We start from the raw sequence: 17,777 nt of genomic DNA on the forward strand, positions 1-17,777 counted from the left end.
GCGTAAAGGGCGTTCTCAAGCCCTCAAGCCATACCCAAAACCCGTCATTCTCGGCCTTGTGCCGAGGATGACGGGGGAGGGGACGGACGGTGGCGGTAACCCCCTACTTCCGAGGCCCCGCCGCCTTCACATACCGGTCCATCCAGTCGGTCATCTCCCACAGCGTGTGCAGGGTCGATTCCCGCGCGCGATAGCCGTGCGCCTCGTTGGGCAGCACCACATAGCGCGCCGTCGCCCCCGCCCCCTTCAGCGCCGCGAAGAACCGCTCGGTCTGCACCGGGAAGGTGCCCGAATTGTCGTCCGCCCCGCCGTGGATCAGCAGGATCGGCTCCTTGATCTGCGGCGCATAGGTGAAGGGGCTCATCTTCGTATAGGTGTCGGTCGCCTCCCAATAGGTCCGCTGCTCCGACTGGAAGCCGAACGGCGTCAGGGTGCGGTTATAGGCGCCCGACCGGGCGATACCGGCCCGGAACAGGTCGGTATGGGCCAGCAGGTTGGCGGTCATGAAGGCGCCGTAGCTGTGGCCCCCGATGGCGATCCGGTCGCGATCGGCCACGCCTAAGTCCACCACCGCCTTCACCGCCGCCTCGGCATTGGCGGTAAGCTGCTCGACGTAGGTGTCGTTCGGCTCCGCCCCCTTCACGCCGACGATCGGCATCGAGGGATTGTCGAAGATGGCGTAGCCCTGGGTCAGAAGGAACAGGTGGCTGGTCCCGCCCGGCCGGACGAAGCGGTTGGAGCGGTCCACCGTCTGGCCGGCCACGGCGGCGTCGGTGAACTCGGCCGGATAGGCCCACATCAGCATCGGCAACGGCCCGTCCCGTTTGGCATCGTACCCGGCCGGCAGATAGAGGGTGCCCGACAGCTGCACCCCGTCGGCCCGTTTGTATTTCACCTCCTGCTTGGTCACGCCCGCGAACTGCGGCGCGGGATCGGGGAAGTCGGTCAGCAGGACCGGCTTGCCCCCCTTCAGGCTGCGCAGGACATAGTTGGGCGGCGTCTGCCGGTTCTCGCGCCGGGTGATCAGGCTCTGGGCCCGGTCGTCGGCCACGTCGACCACCGCTTCATAGTCGTCCTTGCCGGAGGTCCACAGCCGCCTGGACTTGCCGTCGGTGATCGACATCTCGGCCAGGAATGGGAAGCTGCCCTCGGCGGTGTCGCCCTGGCCGGCCAGCAGCATCGAGCGGCCATCGGCGCTGAACCGGATCACCGAGCGACCGTTGGGCAGGGTGCGGCTCAACACCGTGCCCGGATCGTCATAGCGACCCTGATAGTTGCGGCTGACCAGCACCCGCGTCGCCCCCGGCCTGGCCGGGTTCACCGCCAGCCAGGTCTCGTGCCGGGTGTCGAACCAGGCCGAACGGACCAGGGCGAAATCCGCGCGCCCCCACTCGACGCCCGAATACCGCTCCTTCAGGTCGGCCAGCACCGTCGGCTGGGCGGTGAACGGGGCGGCCTGCATCAGCACCCGGTCATGGATCTCCACCTTGGTGCGCGGATCGCCCCCGTCCTGGGCCTCGGCCCAGACCAGGGTAGCCGGGGCATCGTCACGCCAGCTGACCGCCCGCGGGCCGGTCACCACCGCGTCGAACGGCGGCGGCAGGTTGTCGGCCAGCGGCCGGTCGACCACCGCCTTCACCTTCCGGCCGGACCAGTCGATCACCGCGATCTCGGTGGGAAACCGCCCGGCCGGGACGATGTAGCTGTAGGGCCGCTTCAGCCGGGTGGTCAGGATGTAGCGGCCGTCGGGGGAGACCGAGGCGCCGCTGATAATCCCTGGCTCGCCGATATAGGTGATGGCCCCGCCGCCCAGGCCGACCCGGGCCAGGCGGCTGGTGAAATAGTGGTCGAACAGGGCCTCGTCATGCGGGCTGGCCAACAGGTCTTGGGCGGTGCGCACCGGGGCGGCGCGGCCGCGGCTTTCCTGGACCAGCGGGCCGGAGGGCGCGGCCGGGGCGGCGGGCGGCGGGCCCCGGTCGGCGACGGTCAGCCGCACCAGGAAGCCCGAACTGTCGGGCAGCCAGCTGTAGGGGGTCCCGAAGGTTCCGTTCAGCCTGGCCGGCGAAGCCCGGTTGGCCCGGCCGGTCGCGACCTCCACCACCCACAGCTCCAGCCCCTCGGCCGCCTCGCCGACCAGGGCGACGCGGCGCCCGTCCGGCGACCAGCTGAGGCCGAAAAAGCGCATGCCCTCGGGCAGCTTTGCCTTCACCCTGGCCCCGCCGCCCACAGTGACGAACTCCAGCGAGCGCAGATAGGCGGTGCGCGCCTCGGTCGGCCCGTTGGTGCGCGGGTTCAGCCGCGTCCCCGCCAGCCGCAGGATCGGCTCCGACACCGCCGCGATGGAGGGCAGGTTCTCGCGGCCGATCACCGCCATTACCTTGCGGTCGCGCGACAGGCTGATGCCCGGGGTCGGCTCGGCGTCGATGATCTGGGTGATCGGCGCGGGGGGCAGGCGATAGGCTTCCTGGGCCCAGACCGGCGCGGCAAGGCTCAGCGCCAGCAGCGCGCTCAGAACGAGTCGGATGATCATGCGGTCCCCAAACGGCCTGTACTCAAGTCCTGCCGCGATTGTCTTCAGCATGCGTCACGGTGTCTACCTTCATCGTTTTGGGTCACACCAAGCTTGAGCTGCCCTCATTCTGGTGCATCTTACCCTCGGGTATCCTGCATGGGACCCGTCTCAAACCGTCGGGGGACGAGCATGTCGCAAAGAGCTGTAAAGACGGCCGGCTATCTGGCCGTGGTGAACGAAGACACGCCGCAGGATCGCAAGCGGCTGGTCACCCGTATCAGTTCGCGTTGGCTGTTGAGCTCCTTGTCTATGGTCCGCACCTTCGGCAACGGCGACATCCTGGACGGCCTCATCCTGCTGGCCATCACCGACGCCAATACGCGGCATCTGAACGGGGCCGAGGGCGCCTACGCGGGCGTCGACGACATCCCGCCGGACGAACTGCGCCAGCCGGTCAGCGTCTACGTGATCGCCCGCGACCTCGGCCTCTCCTACGAGACGGCGCGCCGCCACGTGCAGCGCCTGATCAAGGCCGGACGAATCGACCGGGTCGAGGACGGTGTGGTGGTGCCGAACCGGGTGTTCGCCGAACAGGACACCATGGGCCTGACCTCGCGGGCCTATTCCAGCACCCGCCGGTTCATCGACCAGCTGCGCGAAGCCGGCGTCATCTAACCCGCTTGCGGGGACAGCCCGCGCTGGCCGACAATGCGCCGGTGTCAAATCTCTCCCTGATCATCGACTGCGATCCGGGCGTGGATGACGGCGTGGCCCTACTGCTCGCCTTCGCCAGCCCGCGGATCGAGCTCCTCGGCATCACCACCGTGGCCGGCAATGTCAGCGCCGCCCTGACCGCGCGCAATGCGCGCGTCATCCGCCAGATCGCCGGCCGGCCCGACGTGCCCGTCTTCGCCGGCTGCGCCCGGCCGATGGTGCGGGTCCCCATCGAGGCCGGCCATTTCCACGGCGAATCGGGCCTCGGCGACCTCGCCTTGCCGAAGGTCGCCGACGAGCCGGGTCCCCACGCGGTCGATTTTATGGTCCGCACCCTGATGGACCGGCCCCCCGGCACGGTCGACCTGGCCGTCACCGGCCCGTTCACCAACCTGGCCATGGCCATGATCCTTGAGCCGGCCATCATCCCGCGCCTGCGCCGGGTGGTGGTGATGGGCGGGGCCCGCACCGAGGGCGGCAACATCACCGCCTCGGCCGAGTACAACATCTTCGCCGATCCGCACGCGGCCCATGTGGTGTTCAGCTCCGGCGCGCAGGTGATCGTCCACGGCCTGGACGCCACCCACCAGGTGCGCGCCACCGAGGCGCGGATCGCCGCCATCGAGGCTATCGGCACGGGGCCGGCGAAAGCCTGCGCCACCCTGCTGCGCTTCTCCCGCCATATCGAGCACAAGATCGTCCGGGGCCTGGACGCGCCGCTGCACGACCCTTGCCCGATCGCCTGGCTCCTGAAGCCCGAACTCTTCGACACCGTCCCCTGCGCCCTGATGGTCGAGACCGCCTCGCCCCTGACCCTGGGGCACACCGCCGTGGAATTCCGGCTGAGTGAGCCCTCGCCGATCCAGTGGGTCACGCGCGCCGACGGCCAGGGCGTGTTCGACCTGATCACCGAGGCGCTTTCCCGATGAGCGTCTCCCTCACGGTCGTCGGCTCGATCAACCTCGACTTCGTGGCCTCCGCCGCCCATCTGCCGGCCCCCGGCGAGACGGTCACGGGCGCAACCCTCGCCCGCCACCCCGGCGGCAAGGGCGCCAACCAGGCCCTGGCTGCCCGCCGACTTGGCGCGGTCGTCCAGCTGATCGGCGCGGTCGGCAAGGACGGCATGGGCGATGAGGCGCTGGGGCTGCTGCGCCGCGACGGCGTCGATCTCTGGGAGGTGGCCACCCGCGAGGGCCTGGCCAGCGGCGTTGCCCTGATCGCCGTCTCGGCCGATGGCGAGAACCAGATTATCGTCGCCCCCGGCGCCAACGCCGCGGTCCAGCCGGGCGATCTTCCCAACACCCTGGAGGGCGCTGTCGTCCTCCAGCTGGAGCTGCCCATCCCCACGGTCGCCGCCGCCGCCGAGCGCGCCACCGGCTTCGTGGCGGTCAACCTGGCCCCCGCCGCCGAGGTTCCGCCCGCCCTGCTGCAGCGGGCCGACCTGATCGTGGTCAACCAGACCGAGGCCGCCTTCTATGGCGAGGCGCTCTACGCCGCGCCCGGCCTGGTCGCGGTCACCCTGGGGGCCGCCGGGGCGCGCCTCTATAAGGATGGCGTCCAGATCGCCTCCGCCGCCCCGCCGCCGGTTTCTGTGGTCGATACGGTGGGGGCAGGGGACTGCTTCGTCGCCGCCCTGACCGTGGCCCTGCTGGAAGGCCAGGCCCCAGAGGCCGCCCTGGCCTTCGCCTGCGCCGCTGGGGCATTGACCACCACCAGGCCCGGCGCCCAGCCGGCCCTGCCCTGGCGGGCGGAGGTCGACGGCGTCCTTGGGCAGGCGTAAAATCGCACGATGATCAAACGCGTCCCAGAACTCAGCCTCAAGGCCTACACCCACGGCGACGCCGCCAGCCGGGCGGCCTTTTGCGAAGACCTGTACCGGGGCCTGCGCGAGTACGGCTTCTTCACCCTGGCCGACCACAACGTCTCGCCCGACCTTCTGGAGCAGGCTTACGACCTCTCGGCCCGGCTGTTCGCCCTGCCCGAGGCGACCAAGCGACAGTACGCCGCCGGCATGCGCGGCTACACCCCCTTCGGCGTCGAGCACGCCAAGGACAACGCCAAGCCGGACCTCAAGGAATTCTGGCAGATCGGCCACGACCCCAGCCCGGACGCCCCCGCTGACGAGCCCTTCCCGGCAAACGTCTGGCCCGCCGAGGTCGCCGAGTTCGAAGACGTCTTCACCCGCCTGTTCGCCGCCCTGAACGAGACCGGCCAGATCCTGCTCCGCGCCCTCGCCCCCAACCTCGGCCTGCCGGAGACCTGGTTCGACGCCAAGGTGAAGTACGGCACCTCCCTGTTGCGGGTCCTGCACTATCCGCCGGTCGCCGGGGACGCCGACGGGGCGGTCCGCTCGGCCGCGCACGAGGACATCAACTTCATCACCATCCTGGTCGCCGCCAAGGGCGCCGGCCTGCAGCTCCTCGACCGCGACGGGACCTGGCTGCCGGTCGAGACCGCATCGAAGAACCTGATCGTCGATTCCGGCGACATGCTCCAGCGCCTGACCAACGGATTGATCCCCTCCACCACCCACCGCGTGGTCAATCCGGATGGCGCCGAGAACGTGAGCCGCTACTCCATGCCCTTCTTCATGCACCCCACCCTGGCCACGCCCCTGGACGTGTTGCCCAGCTGCCTGGGCGACGGCGCCAAATATCCGCCGATCACCGCCGGCGAGTTTTTGCATGAACGGCTGAAGGCGATCGGGCTGGCCGGGTAGGCAATCGCACATGCTGGAGTTGGCCAGGATCCGGTCAGCCGCCGTGAGTGTCCCTTCTCCCCTTGCGGGAGAAGGTGTCGCGAAGCGACGGATGAGGGGTCGATAGCTCTTTAAGCCGCGATGAGGCGCTGACGACAGGCTGTGTCGAGAGCCGGCGCGCCCCCTCATCCGACGCCTTCGGCGCCACCTTCTCCCGCGAGGGGAGAAGGGAGCCCAGAGGCGAACTCACTCGCTATCGAGCAATTTCAAACAGACCCTCCCTCAATCCCTACCAATCCTCTCGTAATATGAACGCCGGACAACGGCGATCTCAGAACCGGTTCAATCCCGTTCATCCACTTCTGGCCCCAGGGGACGGCGATGGGCCTACCCCCATGCAAGGGGCGACGAACGTGAGGGTGGCGATTGTGGCCGGGACCCGGCCTGAGGTGGTGAAGCTGGCGCCGGTCAGGGCGGCGTTGGCGGCGAAGGGCGGCTTCACGCCGGTGTGGATATCAACCGAACAGCAGGCGGCTCTGAACCGCCAGGCGCTGGATACCCTGGGCATCGCGCCCGACGTGGCCCTGCCGGCCCCGGCCAACGACGCCAGCCTGGCCGCCCGCTTCGCCCATGTCATGGACCAGCTCGACCGCGCCTATGAGAAGGTCCAGCCGGACCTGGTGGTGGTGCAGGGCGACACCTCCAGCACCGCCGCCGGCGCGATGGCCGCCTTCGCCCGCCGCCTGCCGGTGGCTCATGTCGAGGCGGGCCTGCGAACCTTCGACCTGGCCAGTCCCTTCCCCGAGGAGGGCTGGCGCTGCGTAGTCGGCCAGCTGGCTGAGCTGCATTTTGCCCCAACGGGAGTGGCGGCCGGCAACCTTACCCGCCAGGGCGTCGCCGACAGCCGGGTGTTCGTCACCGGCAACACCGGGGTCGACTCGGTGCGACTGGCCGCCGCCGGCCTGGCGCCGGAACCGGCCACCGAGGGCCTGCGCCGGATCATGGTCACCCTGCACCGGCGGGAGAACTGGGGCGAGGCGCTGGAGAACGTGCTGGGCGCCCTGCTGGACATCCGCGACCACGTGCCGGACGTCGAGATCGTCTTCGTCGCCCACGCCAACCCGGCCCTGCGCCAGCGGGTGTTCGCCCTGCTGGAGGGCCAGGCGCGGATGCGGGTGATCGGGCCGCTGGAATACACCGACTTCCTGCGCCTCCTGAAAAGCTGCGTGATGGTCATGTCCGACAGCGGCGGGGTGCAGGAGGAGGCGCCGGTGTTCGGCGTGCCGGTGCTGGTGCTGCGGGAGTCCACCGAGCGGATGGAGGCGGTCACCGCCGGCGTCGCCCGGCTCGCGGGCGTCAGCCGCGCCGGCGTGGCGGGCCTGGCCTGCCTGCTGCTCACCGACGAGGCCGAGCGCCAGACGATGGCCCGCGCCCTCAGCCCCTTCGGCGACGGCTACGCCGCCGAGCGGATCGTCGAGGTTCTCACCCGCCACTACGCGCAAAGGCTTGCCGACGACCCGATCTCGCGGCTGAATGCCGGTTAACCTTTTGCGAGGGTTGGGGGAGGGGGATCATGCTGGCGGCCTGGCTCGCCGAGGCGTCCGGATGGCTGTCGTCGGTGGGGACCACCGGCGCCGGCGTCCATGGCGCGCTGGTCGCCTACTGGGGCGTCCTGAAGGTGGCCATCGTGGTCACCGCCGTGCTGATCACCATCAGCTCGATCGACGACCTGATCATCGACATCCTCTACTGGTGGCGCCAATGGGTCCGCCTGTTCGACTTCTGGGGCCGGCCGCCGAAACAGGCGCGGCTGGACGCCCACCCCGAGAAGATGATCGCCATCATGGTGCCGGCCTGGCAGGAGAGCGATGTCATCGCCAACATGGTGGCCAACACCAACAAGACCTTCGACTACGCCCGCTACAAGATCTTTGTCGGGGTCTACGCCAACGATCCGGACACCGCCCGCGAGGTGGAGAAGGTCCGCCAGCGTTTTCCCAACACCTACCGCGCCGAGGTCCCGCACGACGGGCCGACCAGCAAGGCCGACTGCCTCAACTGGCTGGTCCAGAACATCCTGCTGCACGAGCAGCGGACGGGGGATCGGTTCGACGTCTTCATGATGCACGACGCCGAGGACGTGGTGCACCCCTACGGCCTGAAGACCGTGAACTGGTTCATCGAGGACAACGGGATGATCCAGATGCCGGTGCTCAGCATGGACCGGCAGTGGCACAAGCTGGTTGCCTGCCACTACATGGACGAGTTCGCCGAGTTCCATACCAAGGACTTGCCGGTCCGCTCTGACATCTCCCGGATGACGCCGTCGGCCGGGGTGGCCACAGCCTTCGCCCGGTCGGCCATGCTGGCGCTAGTGCGAGAGAAGGACGGCCAGCCGTTCAACACCGACAGCCTGACCGAGGACTACGATGTCGCCCATCGGCTGAGCGCGCTGGGCTATCCCTCCGAATTCATCCGCTACCACGCCCGGGTGCCCCGCCAGCGCAAGCGCTGGTTCGGCAAGGGCGAGGTCAGCGTCATGAGGCGCGAACTGGTGGCGACCAAGGAGTTCTTCCCCGACCGCTTCCAGACCTCGGTGCGCCAGAAGACCCGCTGGATGCTGGGCATCTCCTACCTGGGCTGGAAACAGCTGGGCTGGTTCGGCGACCTGGCCAACCGCTACTACCTGTTCCGCGACCGCAAGGCGCTGTTCACCTCGCCGGTCGGGGCGTTGGCCTATCTGATCGTGCTGCAGGTGCTGGGCTACTGGGGGATCGTGGCCATCTGGCCCCAGGCGGCCACCCTGCCGCCGCTGATCGACCAGGCCTGGGTCTGGTGGCTGGTGGGTCTGAACTTCCTGTTCCTGGTCAACCGTATCCTGCACCGGGCCTGGTTCACCGGCATCAACCATGGCCTCAAGCATGTGCCGCTGACGCCGGTGCGGATCGTGGTCTCTAACCTGATCGGCTTTGGGGCCTTCTTCCGCTCCCTGCGCCAGTACATCAGCCACCTGATCACCGGCCGCACCATCGCCTGGGACAAGACCCAGCACAGCTATCCCTCACTGACCGAGCTGCAGCGCGGCGGCAGGGTCGGCGATGTTCTGAGGTTCTGGAACCATCTGTCGGAGGAGGACCTGGAGACGGCCCTGGCCGCCCAGAAGGTCTCCTACCGGCCCATCGGCCTGCTGCTGCTGGATCTCGGCATGGTCGAGGACGAGCACCTGGCCGAGGCCTTCGCCGAGCGGGGCGAGGTCTATGCCTCCATCTTCGATCCCTTCCAGATCGAGGACAGCGTCCTCTGGCTGCTGACCCCCGAACAGGCGGCCCGGTTCGCCGCCGTGCCCCTGCGCCGCCAGAACGGCACGGTGGACGTGGCCCTGGCCGAGCCGTTGGTCGCCGCTCGCCGGGCGGAGCTGGAGAAGATCCTCGGCGCGCGCGGCGTGAAGACGGTGCGCTACCTCTATGCCCCGCTCAGCGACGTGGCCTTCGCCATCCGCTTCGCCTGGCGTGAGGCGCCGTTCGCCAAGGGTCGGGCGCTGATCGCCAGGGCTCGCGAACAGGGGCGGATCAGCGCCTCGGACGAGGCGGCCGCCTGGCGGGCGATCCGCGCGCCCTACGTGCGGCTGGGCGACCTGCTGGTGCGGGCGGGGGCCATCAGCCATGACACGCTGCAGGCGGCGCTGGCCGAGGGCGGCGATCGGCTGGGCGAGCAACTGGTGGCGGCCGGCCGGATCACGCCCGGGCAGAGGGACGCGGCCCTGGCGGTCCAGCTGTCCGAGGACGGGGTGGCGTCGCGGCTGGCCGAACTGGCAGCCAGGGCCTCAGAAGCTGAACCCGCCCGATACGCCTACTGACACCTTCGGCCCGACGAACTGGGCCGGCACCCCCACCGTGTCACCGAGCGGGGCGGCGTATAGCACATCCAGGTTCCAGCGGCCGTCGAGGCTGAGCCGCACCCCGCCGCCGGCGAAGGTCCCGCTCATCTCCTGGGGGCCGATGGTGTCCTCGTTCCAGGCCCAGGCGCCCTCGACGAAGGCGGCCGGACGGATGGAGAGGCGATTGCCCAGCTTCGCCGCCGGGCCGTAGATGTCGAGCGAGCCGGAGACGCCGCTGTCGCCATAGAGGGCGCCGGGGTCCAGCGCCCGGCCGCCGATCAGGCCGCCGTAGGTGAACTCTTCGTACTGCAGCAGCGGGCTGTCGGAGGCCTGGGCCCGCAGGCGCGGCTCCAGCAGGAAGCCGCCGGTGACGAAGCTGCCCTGGCCCTCGAAACGCACCACGAAGGCCGCCGGCTTGGCCTGGACGCGGCTGAGCAGCGTATCGCCCTGCTGCGAGGCGCCCAGCCCCTCCAGCCCCTTGCGCAGGCTGAGGTAGCCGTAGGCCGAGCCGCCGTCCCCGCGATAGTCGGCCTGGACCCCCGCATAGACCACCCGCAGGTGATCACGCACCGTCGGCGGGCCGGTGGTCAGGTCGGTGTCCTGATTGATCCCCTCGAAGCCCAGGCGCCCGGCAACCAGCACCGCCGATCGCGGGCCGCTGGCCAGGCCCAGAGGATGGCGCAGTTCGAACCGCACCAACTGCGTGGTTCCGTAGGTGTCGGGGGTCGGCGCACGTTCGTCCGGCTGCTGCTCGAACCAGGCCAGGTCGCCCTTCAGCTCCAGCCCCGAGCGGGTCATCAGCACTTGGCTTGAGACCTGGGCGCCGCGCTGGCCCTCGCCGGTCAGGTCGTGGAAGACCCCGATGATGGTCCGCTCATGCAGGGGGGTGAGGTTGCCGAAGATCAGGCTGGCCCCGCCGCTCCACGTCCCCACCGTCTCGGCCGAGGCGTTCTGGGCGCTGAGGAAGATCCCCGGCGGGCCGGGTGACACGGCCAGCACCAGCACGACCTCCTCGCCCTGCGCCCGCACCGACGGCGCAACGCCCCAGAAGCCGTAACGGGAGGCGGCGTCCGCGCCCCGCCGCAGGGTCCGCGCCTGCAGCAGCTCACCCGGACGGACGTCGGCGTAGGCCCGGCGGATGAAGGCCTCCTGGGACGCATCCGCCCCCTGCACTTCCAGCCCGGCGATACGGCCTTCGCGCACCTTGATGCGCCAGATGTTGCCTTCGCGGGCGATCTCGCTGCGGGCTCCGACATAGCCGCGCGAGGCGTAGGTACAGTCGATCCAGGCCGCGACCTTGCCGGCCGTCTGGGCGTCGGCGCCGGGGTCGCCCAGATGCACCCATCCGGTGCGCAATTCTTCCTGGGTAAAAAGGCCGGCCCCGGTGATCTCGACCGGAACTTTCGCGGGCGCGGTGTCAGCAACTGGCAACAGGTTTCGGCATTCCGCAGCCGTTGGCAGGGTCAGCGGGATCGACCGCTGCGGCGCCTCGAAGCGCAACACCTCGGCCTGCGGCGGAGGCGGCGTCTGGGCCACGGCCAGGCCGGCGGCGAAGGCCAATGGCGCGGCCGCGGCCAGGCCGGAAAGACAGTGATTGGACATTCCGCCCCCTGAGATCCCCACGTTAACCACATCACGCCGGTCCGGCCGTGGTCAAGCGAGGCTGAGGGTCGCGCCTTGAACCGCCGCTGAACGAAAAAGGCCCGGGATCGCTCCCGGGCCTCGATCGTCTGTGGACGAGGGCTTTAGTGGCTCTCGTTGCGCCACACCCGGCGGTAGCTGGCGTACAGCAGGCCGGAGAACAGCAGCAGGTAGATCAGCACCGCGAAGCCGGTCGCGTTGCGCTCTTCCAGCTTGGGCTCGGCGGCCCACATCAGGAAGGCGGCGACATCCCGAGCCTGGTTGGCCGCCGTCGACGGGGTGCCGTCGTCGAAGGTCACCTTGCCGGGGCCCAGCTGCGGCGGCATGGCCACGAAGCCGCCGGGCGGGACATGGTGCTTGTCACCGGTCCAGCCGGCCGAAAGGTCGCCCGGGAAGTAGGAGTTATAGTACTGGCCGGTCGGCACGGTCAGGCCCTTGGGCGGGGCCTCGTAGCCCATCAGGAAGGCAGCCAGGTATTCCGGCCCGCCAGAGCGGCCCTTGGCGATCACCGACAGGTCCGGGGGCAGGGCGCCGCCGTTGCCGGCACGCGCAGCGTAGTCGTTCTTGTAGGGCTTGGGGAACCGGTCGGCCGGGACGGCGGCGCGGGTGATCTCGTCGCCGGTCTCGGTGTCGATGTCCGGCACCTGGATGTCGGCGGCCAGCGCCTTCACATAGGGGTTGTCGTTCGGGTTCTTGTACTTCTTGTCATAGAAGGGGCCGCCCTTGTCGCCGAGGTTCCGGAAGCTGAGCAGCTTCATGGAGTGGCAGGCCGAGCAGACCTCGCGATAGACCTTGTAGCCGCGTTGCAGCTGGGCCTGGTCGAACTTCCCGAAGGGACCTTCGAAGCTGTAGGCGATCTCCGGCGGCTTCTTGGCGCCGCCCGCGGCCAGGGCCGGGGCCGCGACCAGCGTGGTGAGCGCCGCCGCGATCAGGGTGAGTTTGCGCAGCATGGAGGCTCAGCCCTTCTTTTCGGCGTCGGCCGTGGCGCCCGCGGGCGTCGTGGCGGGGTGGGACAGCGCCGGAGAGGCGATGGTTTCCGGAGTCGGCTTCGGGGTCTCGATGAGGCCCAGCAGCGGCATGATCACCAGGAAGTAGGCGAAGTAGTAGAGGGTGGCCAAGCGCGACAGCCAGACCCAGCTGTTGATGTCGCTTTCCAGGATCTTGAAGGTGGTCAGGCCAGGGATGACCGGGTCGTCTGGCAGCTTGGCGCCGCAGAAGCCCAGGATCACGCAGACGATGACCAGGATGATGAAGTAGGCCTTGGCCATCGGCCGATAGCGCATGGAACGCACCTTGGAGGTGTCGAGCCAGGGCAGGGCGAACAGCACGCCGATGGCGCCGAACATGGCCACCACGCCCATCACCTTGTCCGGAACGGCGCGCAGGATGGCGTAGAAGGGCAGGAAGTACCACTCGGGCACGATGTGCGCCGGGGTCACCAGCGGGTTGGCCTCGATGTAGTTGTCGGCGTGGCCAAGCGCGTTCGGCATGTAGAACACGAAGATCGCGAACAGCACCAGGAAGACGCTCATGGCGAAGCCGTCCTTCACCGTCGCGTACGGGGTGAAGGGCAGGGTGTCGGCCTTGGACTTCGGATCGATGCCGGTCGGGTTGTTCTGGCCGACCACATGCAGCGCCCAGACGTGCAGGACAACGACGCCCGCGATCATGAAGGGCAGCAGGTAGTGCAGCGAGAAGAAGCGGTTCAGCGTGGCGTTGTCGACGGCGAAGCCGCCCTGCAGCCAGACCAGGATCGGCCCGCCGACCACCGGGATGGCCCCGATGATGTTGGTGATCACGACCGCGCCGTGGAACGACATCTGGCCCCAGGGCAGGACGTAACCCATGAAGGCGGTGGCCATCATCAACAGGTAGATGACGCAGCCGAGAATCCACAGAACCTCACGCGGCGGCTTGTAGCTGCCGTAGTAGAGGCCCCGGAACATGTGCAGGTAGACCGCGATGAAGAACATCGAGGCCCCGTTGGCGTGGGTGTAGCGGATCAGCCAGCCGTAATTCACATCGCGCATGATGTGCTCGACCGAGGCGAAGGCCCCGCTGGCGCTCGGCGTGTAGTGCATGGCCAGCACGATGCCGGTGACGATCTGGATCGCCAGGCAGAGGCTGAGGATGCCGCCGAAGGTCCACCAGTAGTTCAGGTTCCGCGGCGTCGGATAATCGACGAAGCTGTCCCAGACCAGGCGGGTGACGGGAAGGCGCTGGTCGAGCCAGCGGGTGATGCCGGATTTCGGCTCGTAAGTGGAATGTCCGCTCATCGTCAGCCGATCTTGACCTTGGTGTCGGAAAGGAAGGCGTAGTCGGGGACCACGAGGTTGGTCGGCGCCGGACCCTTACGGATGCGGCCCGAAGTGTCGTAGCTCGACCCGTGGCAGGGGCAGAACCAGCCGCCGTACTCGCCGCCTCCAACCGTCGGCACACAACCGAGGTGGGTGCAGCTGCCGACCAGCACCATCCACTGGGGCTTGCCTTCCTTGTGGCGCTGGGCGTCGGCCTGCGGGTCCTTCAGCTGCGCCGAGTCGTCACGGACGGCGGCGTCGATCTGGGCCTGGGTCCGATTGCGGATGAACAGGGGCTTGCCGCGCCAGTTGATGGTCACCTGTTGGCCCGGCTCGATCTTGGTCAGGTCGTACTCGACGCTGGCGAGAGCGAGGGTGTCGGCCGAAGGGTTCATCTGGCTGATCAACGGCCAGACCACCGAAGCGGCGGCGCCGCCGGCCGCGGCGATCGCCGCGATATGGATGAAGTCGCGCCGGGACGGATCGTCTCCGGCTGGTGTCGTATGAACGGCGCTGTCGGCCACCTGCAGGTCACCCTTCGCAAGACGCCGGCCCACGAGGCGGGGGCCGGACCAGAAAATTCCGAAGCGCGGCCCTTTGAGTGGCCCTTCGCGCGGAGCCTTGTGGCGCGCGCGATTCGAAGGGCCGCCCCGGTAAGGCCCAGCGATCGGGATCGCTTAGAACCTACCCAGCCCTTTTTCAACCGGCTGTGATCGGAAAAGGCGCCCAGCCTGCGCATGGACGCTCGCGCCTGACGCTGTAAAAGGCCTGCCCATGACCGACACCGCCCTTCTCGATACCCGGAAACAGCGCGCCCAGGCCTGGTTCGAAACTCTCCGCGACCGCATTCTGGCCGCCTTCGAGGCCCTGGAGGATGCCGCCCCCGCCGATCTCTATCCCGGCGAGCCTGGGCGGTTCGAGAAGAAACCCTGGGTCCGCGCCGCCGGCGGCGGCGGGGTCATGTCGATGATGCACGGTCGCTTCTTCGAGAAGGTCGGGGTGCATACCTCGGTGGTGTTCGGCACGTTCACCGAAGAGATGGCCAAGTCCATGCCGGGCGCGGCGGAGGATCCGCGGTTCTTCGCAACAGGGGTGTCGCTGATCGCCCATATGCGCAGCCCGCGCGTGCCGGCGGTGCATATGAACACCCGCTTCATCTGCACGACCAAGGGCTGGTTCGGCGGCGGCGGCGATCTCACCCCGCTGCTGGGCTACCAGCGCAACCAGGACTTCCCCGACGCCAAGGCCTTCCACGCCGCCTTCAAGGACGCATGCGACCGCTTCGATCCGGACTGGCATCCCAAGTACAAGGCCTGGTGCGACGAGTACTTCTTCCTGCCCCACAGGAACGAGCCGCGCGGCATCGGCGGCATCTTCTACGACCACCACGACAGCGGGGACTGGGATCGCGATTTCGCCTTCACCCAGGCGGTGGGCGAGGCCTTCCTCGATTCCTATCCGAAGATCGCCGCCGGCCGGATGGCTGAGCCCTGGACGGAGGCGGAGCGGGAGGAGCAGTTGGTGCAGCGTGGCCGATACGTGGAGTTCAACCTGCTGTACGACCGGGGGACCATGTTCGGGCTGAAGACCGGCGGGAACGTGGAGTCGATCCTCAGCTCGATGCCGCCGACGGTGAAGTGGCCCTAAGCCGGACAGGCAGCGCCCGTATCGATCCAGGCCTTGATCAGCCCGCCGAACGTCGCCTGATCGCCGGGCGCCGGGGCGCGGCCCTTGCCGGGGTTCCAGCCCCAGCCGACCAGTTCGTCCTCGGCCATGTGGTGGCGCAGGGCTTCCAGGTCCTTGCCGCCGTTGCGGGCCGGATCCTTGATCTGGCGGCAGATCTCGCCCGGCGTCTTGCCCTGCCAAGCCATGCTCTTGGGGGCCAAGGCCCATTTGGGATTGCCGGGGATCGATTGGATACGGTCGCCGCCGACCTCGAAGTTTTCTGAGCCATGGCAGGTCGAGCAGCGCTGGCCGGCCGGACCGTGGCCATCCACGGCGCCGGTCATCGGCGGGCTGTGCACCTTCATCATCGCGCCCTGCCGCGGGACATTGTCGACCGGGTGGCAGTTCACGCAGCGGGGATGGGTGATGACCTTGGCCGCCTCGGCGTACAGGGCGAGGGAGCGGGCGTTGCGGTCGGTGATGGTGTCGAATGCCGAGGCCGGCTTCAGCGCATCACGCTTGGCCAGCACGGCCTCATAAGGCGCCAGCGAGGCGGTCGGCGCGGTCTCCGCCCGAGCGTTGAGGGTCCCCGCGGCGACGCAGAGGCCGAAGGTCGAAAGGCAGATGAGGCTGAAGGCGCGCATGATCGCAGAACGGCGATCACGCCGATTAAGTTGCCTAGTAGACCATCCCTTGCGTCACGGCCTTCAGCCGCTCAACGGCCGCCAGCTTGTCGTCCATGAAGTCCTGGTCGATCCACCATTCCTCGACCTCGCGCATAACCTCGCCGATCAGCGGCCCCTTCGGCACGCCGGCGGCCAGCACCTCGTCGCCGGTCAGGGGGAAGGCGGGCGGGGTCCAGGTCTGGGCCAGGGCCAGCAGCCCGCGCCATTGCTGGGTGGTCGCCGGGCGGATGGAGGCGGCCCAGGCCAGCTTCACCCGGTCGGTGAAGGCGCGCAGACCGACGCGATAGACGCCGCGCCGGGCCTCGCGCGGGCTCATCCAGGAGACGATGCGCGGCTCCTTGCCGGCCGCCTCGATCAGCCGGTCCTTGAGCGCGTTGGAGAGGCGCAGCCGCTCGGCGGTGTCGCGGGCGACGACCGGATCGTCGGGCAACAGGGCGGCCAGCCGCAGTTCGGCGTCGGTCTCGAACAGCTGCTCGTTCTGGATGCCGACCAGGGTCTCGAACCGGGTCAGCGCCTTGACCTGCGGCAGCACGGCAGACAGCACGCTGGTCGCCGCCATCAGCCGCAGGGCAGCCCGCGGGTCCTCTGCGCCCAGCAGCTTCAGCAGCTCCTTCTGGGTGCGTTCGGCGGCCCGGCCTGACAGCATGCCCTTCAGCGCCTTGCAGGCGGTCAGGGCCGCCTGGTCGGGCTCACCCTTGCCGTACCAGGCGTGGAAGCGGAACCACCGCAGGATGCGCAGGTAGTCCTCGCGGATGCGGGTCATGGCATCGCCGACGAAGACGATCCGCCCGGCCATGCAGTCGGCGATCCCCTGGCCGGTAGGGTCGAACAGCCGGCCCTCGGCGTCCGCATAGAGGGCGTTGAGGCGGAAGTCGCGCCGCTGGGCGTCCTCCTCCCAGCTCTTGGTGAAGGCCACTACGGCCCGCCGCCCGTCGGTGGAGACGTCGCGGCGCAGGGTGGTCACCTCATAGGGCCGCCCGTCGCAGACGGCGGTGACCGTGCCGTGGTCGACCCCGGTCGGCACCACCTTGATGCCGGCCGTCTCCAGCGCCTCGGTGACCTGATCGGGGGTCAGGGTGGTGGCGATATCGATATCGTCCACCTCGGCCTTCAGCAGGGAGTTGCGCACACAGCCGCCGACGAACCGGGCGCAGCCGGCGAACCCCTTGGCCTCCAGCGCCGCGATCACGGCCTGGGTGGACGGCAGGGTCATCCAGGCAGGCTTGCCGATGGTGTCGGGGAGGTTGGACATGGCGGAAGGGAATAGACGGGACGTCCGGCGCTGCAAAGCCGGTATCGCGGCTACCAACCCAGCAACTTCAATCCGGGAATGTCGCGGAAGTCCGAGGGATTGAGGGTGACCAAGGTTGCGTCCGCCACCAAGGCCTGAGACGCGATCATGCGATCCGCCATCTTGCGGCGGGAAAAGCCCACTGCCTCGATGATCGAGCGATAGACGTCCGCCGCCTGATCATCAAAGGCAATCGTCGGCAGCATCTCCAGAATGGCGTCCAGGCGCTGTCGGCGGATGTGGGCGTCAGCGGGAACACGCTGGATTCCGCGCTCCAGTTCGATCTTGGTGATAATCGAAAGGACTAACGGCCCGTCGAGCGTTTCGACCTTCTCGGTGATTCCGGCCGCCGCGTCGCGAAGCTCGATCGCCACGCTGGTGTCCAGCAGGAACATG

At 68.8% G+C, this 17,777-nt stretch carries 15 protein-coding genes; 7 read left to right on the top strand and 8 right to left on the bottom strand.

The annotated features are described in order from the left end of the window. Nucleotides 1–103 precede the first annotated feature (103 nt). Nucleotides 104–2,530 carry a prolyl oligopeptidase family serine peptidase gene (locus GVN21_RS04205; RefSeq protein ID WP_166573466.1) on the bottom strand — a complete coding sequence of 809 codons (2,427 nt, stop codon included), beginning with the start codon at nt 2,528–2,530 and terminating at the stop codon, nt 104–106. A gap of 171 nt (nt 2,531–2,701) precedes the next feature. Here GVN21_RS04205 and GVN21_RS04210 point away from each other — a divergent pair, with 171 nt between their 5' ends. The 6 genes from GVN21_RS04210 to GVN21_RS04235 all read left to right on the top strand — a co-directional run bounded on the left by GVN21_RS04210 (nt 2,702) and on the right by GVN21_RS04235 (nt 9,780). Then, nucleotides 2,702–3,187, top strand: a complete 486-nt coding sequence (locus GVN21_RS04210) for a hypothetical protein (RefSeq protein ID WP_166573467.1) — start codon at nt 2,702–2,704, stop codon at nt 3,185–3,187. Between the two features lie 41 nt (nt 3,188–3,228). Then, nucleotides 3,229–4,155: a nucleoside hydrolase gene (locus GVN21_RS04215; RefSeq protein WP_166573468.1), complete on the top strand. Its 927-nt coding sequence runs from the start codon at nt 3,229–3,231 to the stop codon at nt 4,153–4,155. Next, the gene (locus tag GVN21_RS04220) at nt 4,152–5,006 is read left to right on the top strand and encodes a ribokinase (RefSeq protein WP_166573469.1); all 855 of its coding nucleotides are present in this window, start codon (nt 4,152–4,154) and stop codon (nt 5,004–5,006) included. The genes GVN21_RS04215 and GVN21_RS04220 overlap by 4 nt, the downstream gene beginning before the upstream one ends. A gap of 9 nt (nt 5,007–5,015) precedes the next feature. Then, a complete protein-coding gene (locus GVN21_RS04225; RefSeq protein ID WP_166573470.1) occupies nt 5,016–5,945 on the top strand; it encodes an isopenicillin N synthase family oxygenase in 930 nt (309 codons plus the stop codon). Nucleotides 5,946–6,337: 392 nt separating this feature from the next. After that, nucleotides 6,338–7,468 carry a UDP-N-acetylglucosamine 2-epimerase (non-hydrolyzing) gene (gene wecB, locus GVN21_RS04230; protein WP_166573471.1) on the top strand — a complete coding sequence of 377 codons (1,131 nt, stop codon included), beginning with the start codon at nt 6,338–6,340 and terminating at the stop codon, nt 7,466–7,468. A gap of 29 nt (nt 7,469–7,497) precedes the next feature. Then, nucleotides 7,498–9,780 (top strand): glycosyl transferase family protein, encoded by a 2,283-nt coding sequence (locus GVN21_RS04235; RefSeq protein ID WP_166573472.1) that lies wholly within the window; start codon nt 7,498–7,500, stop codon nt 9,778–9,780. On the opposite strand, the gene GVN21_RS04240 is transcribed toward GVN21_RS04235, so the two are convergent. The 4 genes from GVN21_RS04240 to petA all read right to left on the bottom strand — a co-directional run bounded on the left by GVN21_RS04240 (nt 9,748) and on the right by petA (nt 14,263). Next, nucleotides 9,748–11,403 carry a ShlB/FhaC/HecB family hemolysin secretion/activation protein gene (locus GVN21_RS04240; RefSeq protein WP_166573473.1) on the bottom strand — a complete coding sequence of 552 codons (1,656 nt, stop codon included), beginning with the start codon at nt 11,401–11,403 and terminating at the stop codon, nt 9,748–9,750. The two genes, GVN21_RS04235 and GVN21_RS04240, sit on opposite strands and share 33 nt — an antisense overlap. A 143-nt stretch (nt 11,404–11,546) precedes the next feature. Continuing rightward, nucleotides 11,547–12,392, bottom strand: coding sequence for a cytochrome c1 (locus GVN21_RS04245; protein ID WP_166573474.1), 846 nt, complete (start codon nt 12,390–12,392; stop codon nt 11,547–11,549). Between the two features lie 6 nt (nt 12,393–12,398). Beyond that, complete coding sequence (locus GVN21_RS04250) at nt 12,399–13,718, bottom strand: cytochrome b N-terminal domain-containing protein (RefSeq protein ID WP_166573475.1); 1,320 nt, start codon at nt 13,716–13,718, stop codon at nt 12,399–12,401. 2 nt (nt 13,719–13,720) lie between these two features. Next, the gene (petA, locus tag GVN21_RS04255) at nt 13,721–14,263 is read right to left on the bottom strand and encodes a ubiquinol-cytochrome c reductase iron-sulfur subunit (protein WP_166573476.1); all 543 of its coding nucleotides are present in this window, start codon (nt 14,261–14,263) and stop codon (nt 13,721–13,723) included. A gap of 250 nt (nt 14,264–14,513) precedes the next feature. On the opposite strand from petA, the gene hemF reads away from it, so the two are divergent. Further along, nucleotides 14,514–15,386: an oxygen-dependent coproporphyrinogen oxidase gene (hemF, locus tag GVN21_RS04260; RefSeq protein WP_166573477.1), complete on the top strand. Its 873-nt coding sequence runs from the start codon at nt 14,514–14,516 to the stop codon at nt 15,384–15,386. Here the strand turns inward: hemF and GVN21_RS04265 are convergent. Genes GVN21_RS04265 through GVN21_RS04275 form a run of 3 tightly spaced genes read right to left on the bottom strand, consistent with a single transcriptional unit; the run spans nt 15,383 to nt 17,776 of the window. Then, a complete protein-coding gene (locus GVN21_RS04265) occupies nt 15,383–16,048 on the bottom strand; it encodes an Isoquinoline 1-oxidoreductase subunit (protein WP_166573478.1) in 666 nt (221 codons plus the stop codon). The two genes, hemF and GVN21_RS04265, sit on opposite strands and share 4 nt — an antisense overlap. A 34-nt stretch (nt 16,049–16,082) precedes the next feature. Continuing rightward, on the bottom strand, nt 16,083–17,342 hold the full coding sequence (locus GVN21_RS04270) for a CCA tRNA nucleotidyltransferase (RefSeq protein WP_166573479.1): 1,260 nt from the start codon (nt 17,340–17,342) through the stop codon (nt 16,083–16,085). A gap of 50 nt (nt 17,343–17,392) precedes the next feature. After that, nucleotides 17,393–17,776 (bottom strand): PIN domain-containing protein, encoded by a 384-nt coding sequence (locus GVN21_RS04275; protein ID WP_166573480.1) that lies wholly within the window; start codon nt 17,774–17,776, stop codon nt 17,393–17,395. Nucleotide 17,777 lies beyond the last annotated feature (1 nt).

This window comes from Caulobacter sp. SLTY (genome assembly GCF_009905535.1).
In the GTDB taxonomy this organism is placed as follows: Bacteria; Pseudomonadota; Alphaproteobacteria; order Caulobacterales; family Caulobacteraceae; genus Caulobacter.

Coding starts and splice junctions, on each gene's coding strand:
- GVN21_RS04205 (WP_166573466.1), bottom strand. CDS start 2,530: ATGATCATCCGACTCGTTCTGAGCGCGCTGCTGGCGCTGAGCCTTGCC.
- GVN21_RS04210 (WP_166573467.1), top strand. CDS start 2,702: ATGTCGCAAAGAGCTGTAAAGACGGCCGGCTATCTGGCCGTGGTGAAC.
- GVN21_RS04220 (WP_166573469.1), top strand. CDS start 4,152: ATGAGCGTCTCCCTCACGGTCGTCGGCTCGATCAACCTCGACTTCGTG.
- GVN21_RS04225 (WP_166573470.1), top strand. CDS start 5,016: ATGATCAAACGCGTCCCAGAACTCAGCCTCAAGGCCTACACCCACGGC.
- GVN21_RS04235 (WP_166573472.1), top strand. CDS start 7,498: ATGCTGGCGGCCTGGCTCGCCGAGGCGTCCGGATGGCTGTCGTCGGTG.
- GVN21_RS04240 (WP_166573473.1), bottom strand. CDS start 11,403: ATGTCCAATCACTGTCTTTCCGGCCTGGCCGCGGCCGCGCCATTGGCC.
- GVN21_RS04245 (WP_166573474.1), bottom strand. CDS start 12,392: ATGCTGCGCAAACTCACCCTGATCGCGGCGGCGCTCACCACGCTGGTC.
- GVN21_RS04250 (WP_166573475.1), bottom strand. CDS start 13,718: ATGAGCGGACATTCCACTTACGAGCCGAAATCCGGCATCACCCGCTGG.
- hemF (WP_166573477.1), top strand. CDS start 14,514: ATGACCGACACCGCCCTTCTCGATACCCGGAAACAGCGCGCCCAGGCC.
- GVN21_RS04265 (WP_166573478.1), bottom strand. CDS start 16,048: ATGCGCGCCTTCAGCCTCATCTGCCTTTCGACCTTCGGCCTCTGCGTC.
- GVN21_RS04270 (WP_166573479.1), bottom strand. CDS start 17,342: ATGTCCAACCTCCCCGACACCATCGGCAAGCCTGCCTGGATGACCCTG.
- GVN21_RS04275 (WP_166573480.1), bottom strand. CDS start 17,776: ATGTTCCTGCTGGACACCAGCGTGGCGATCGAGCTTCGCGACGCGGCG.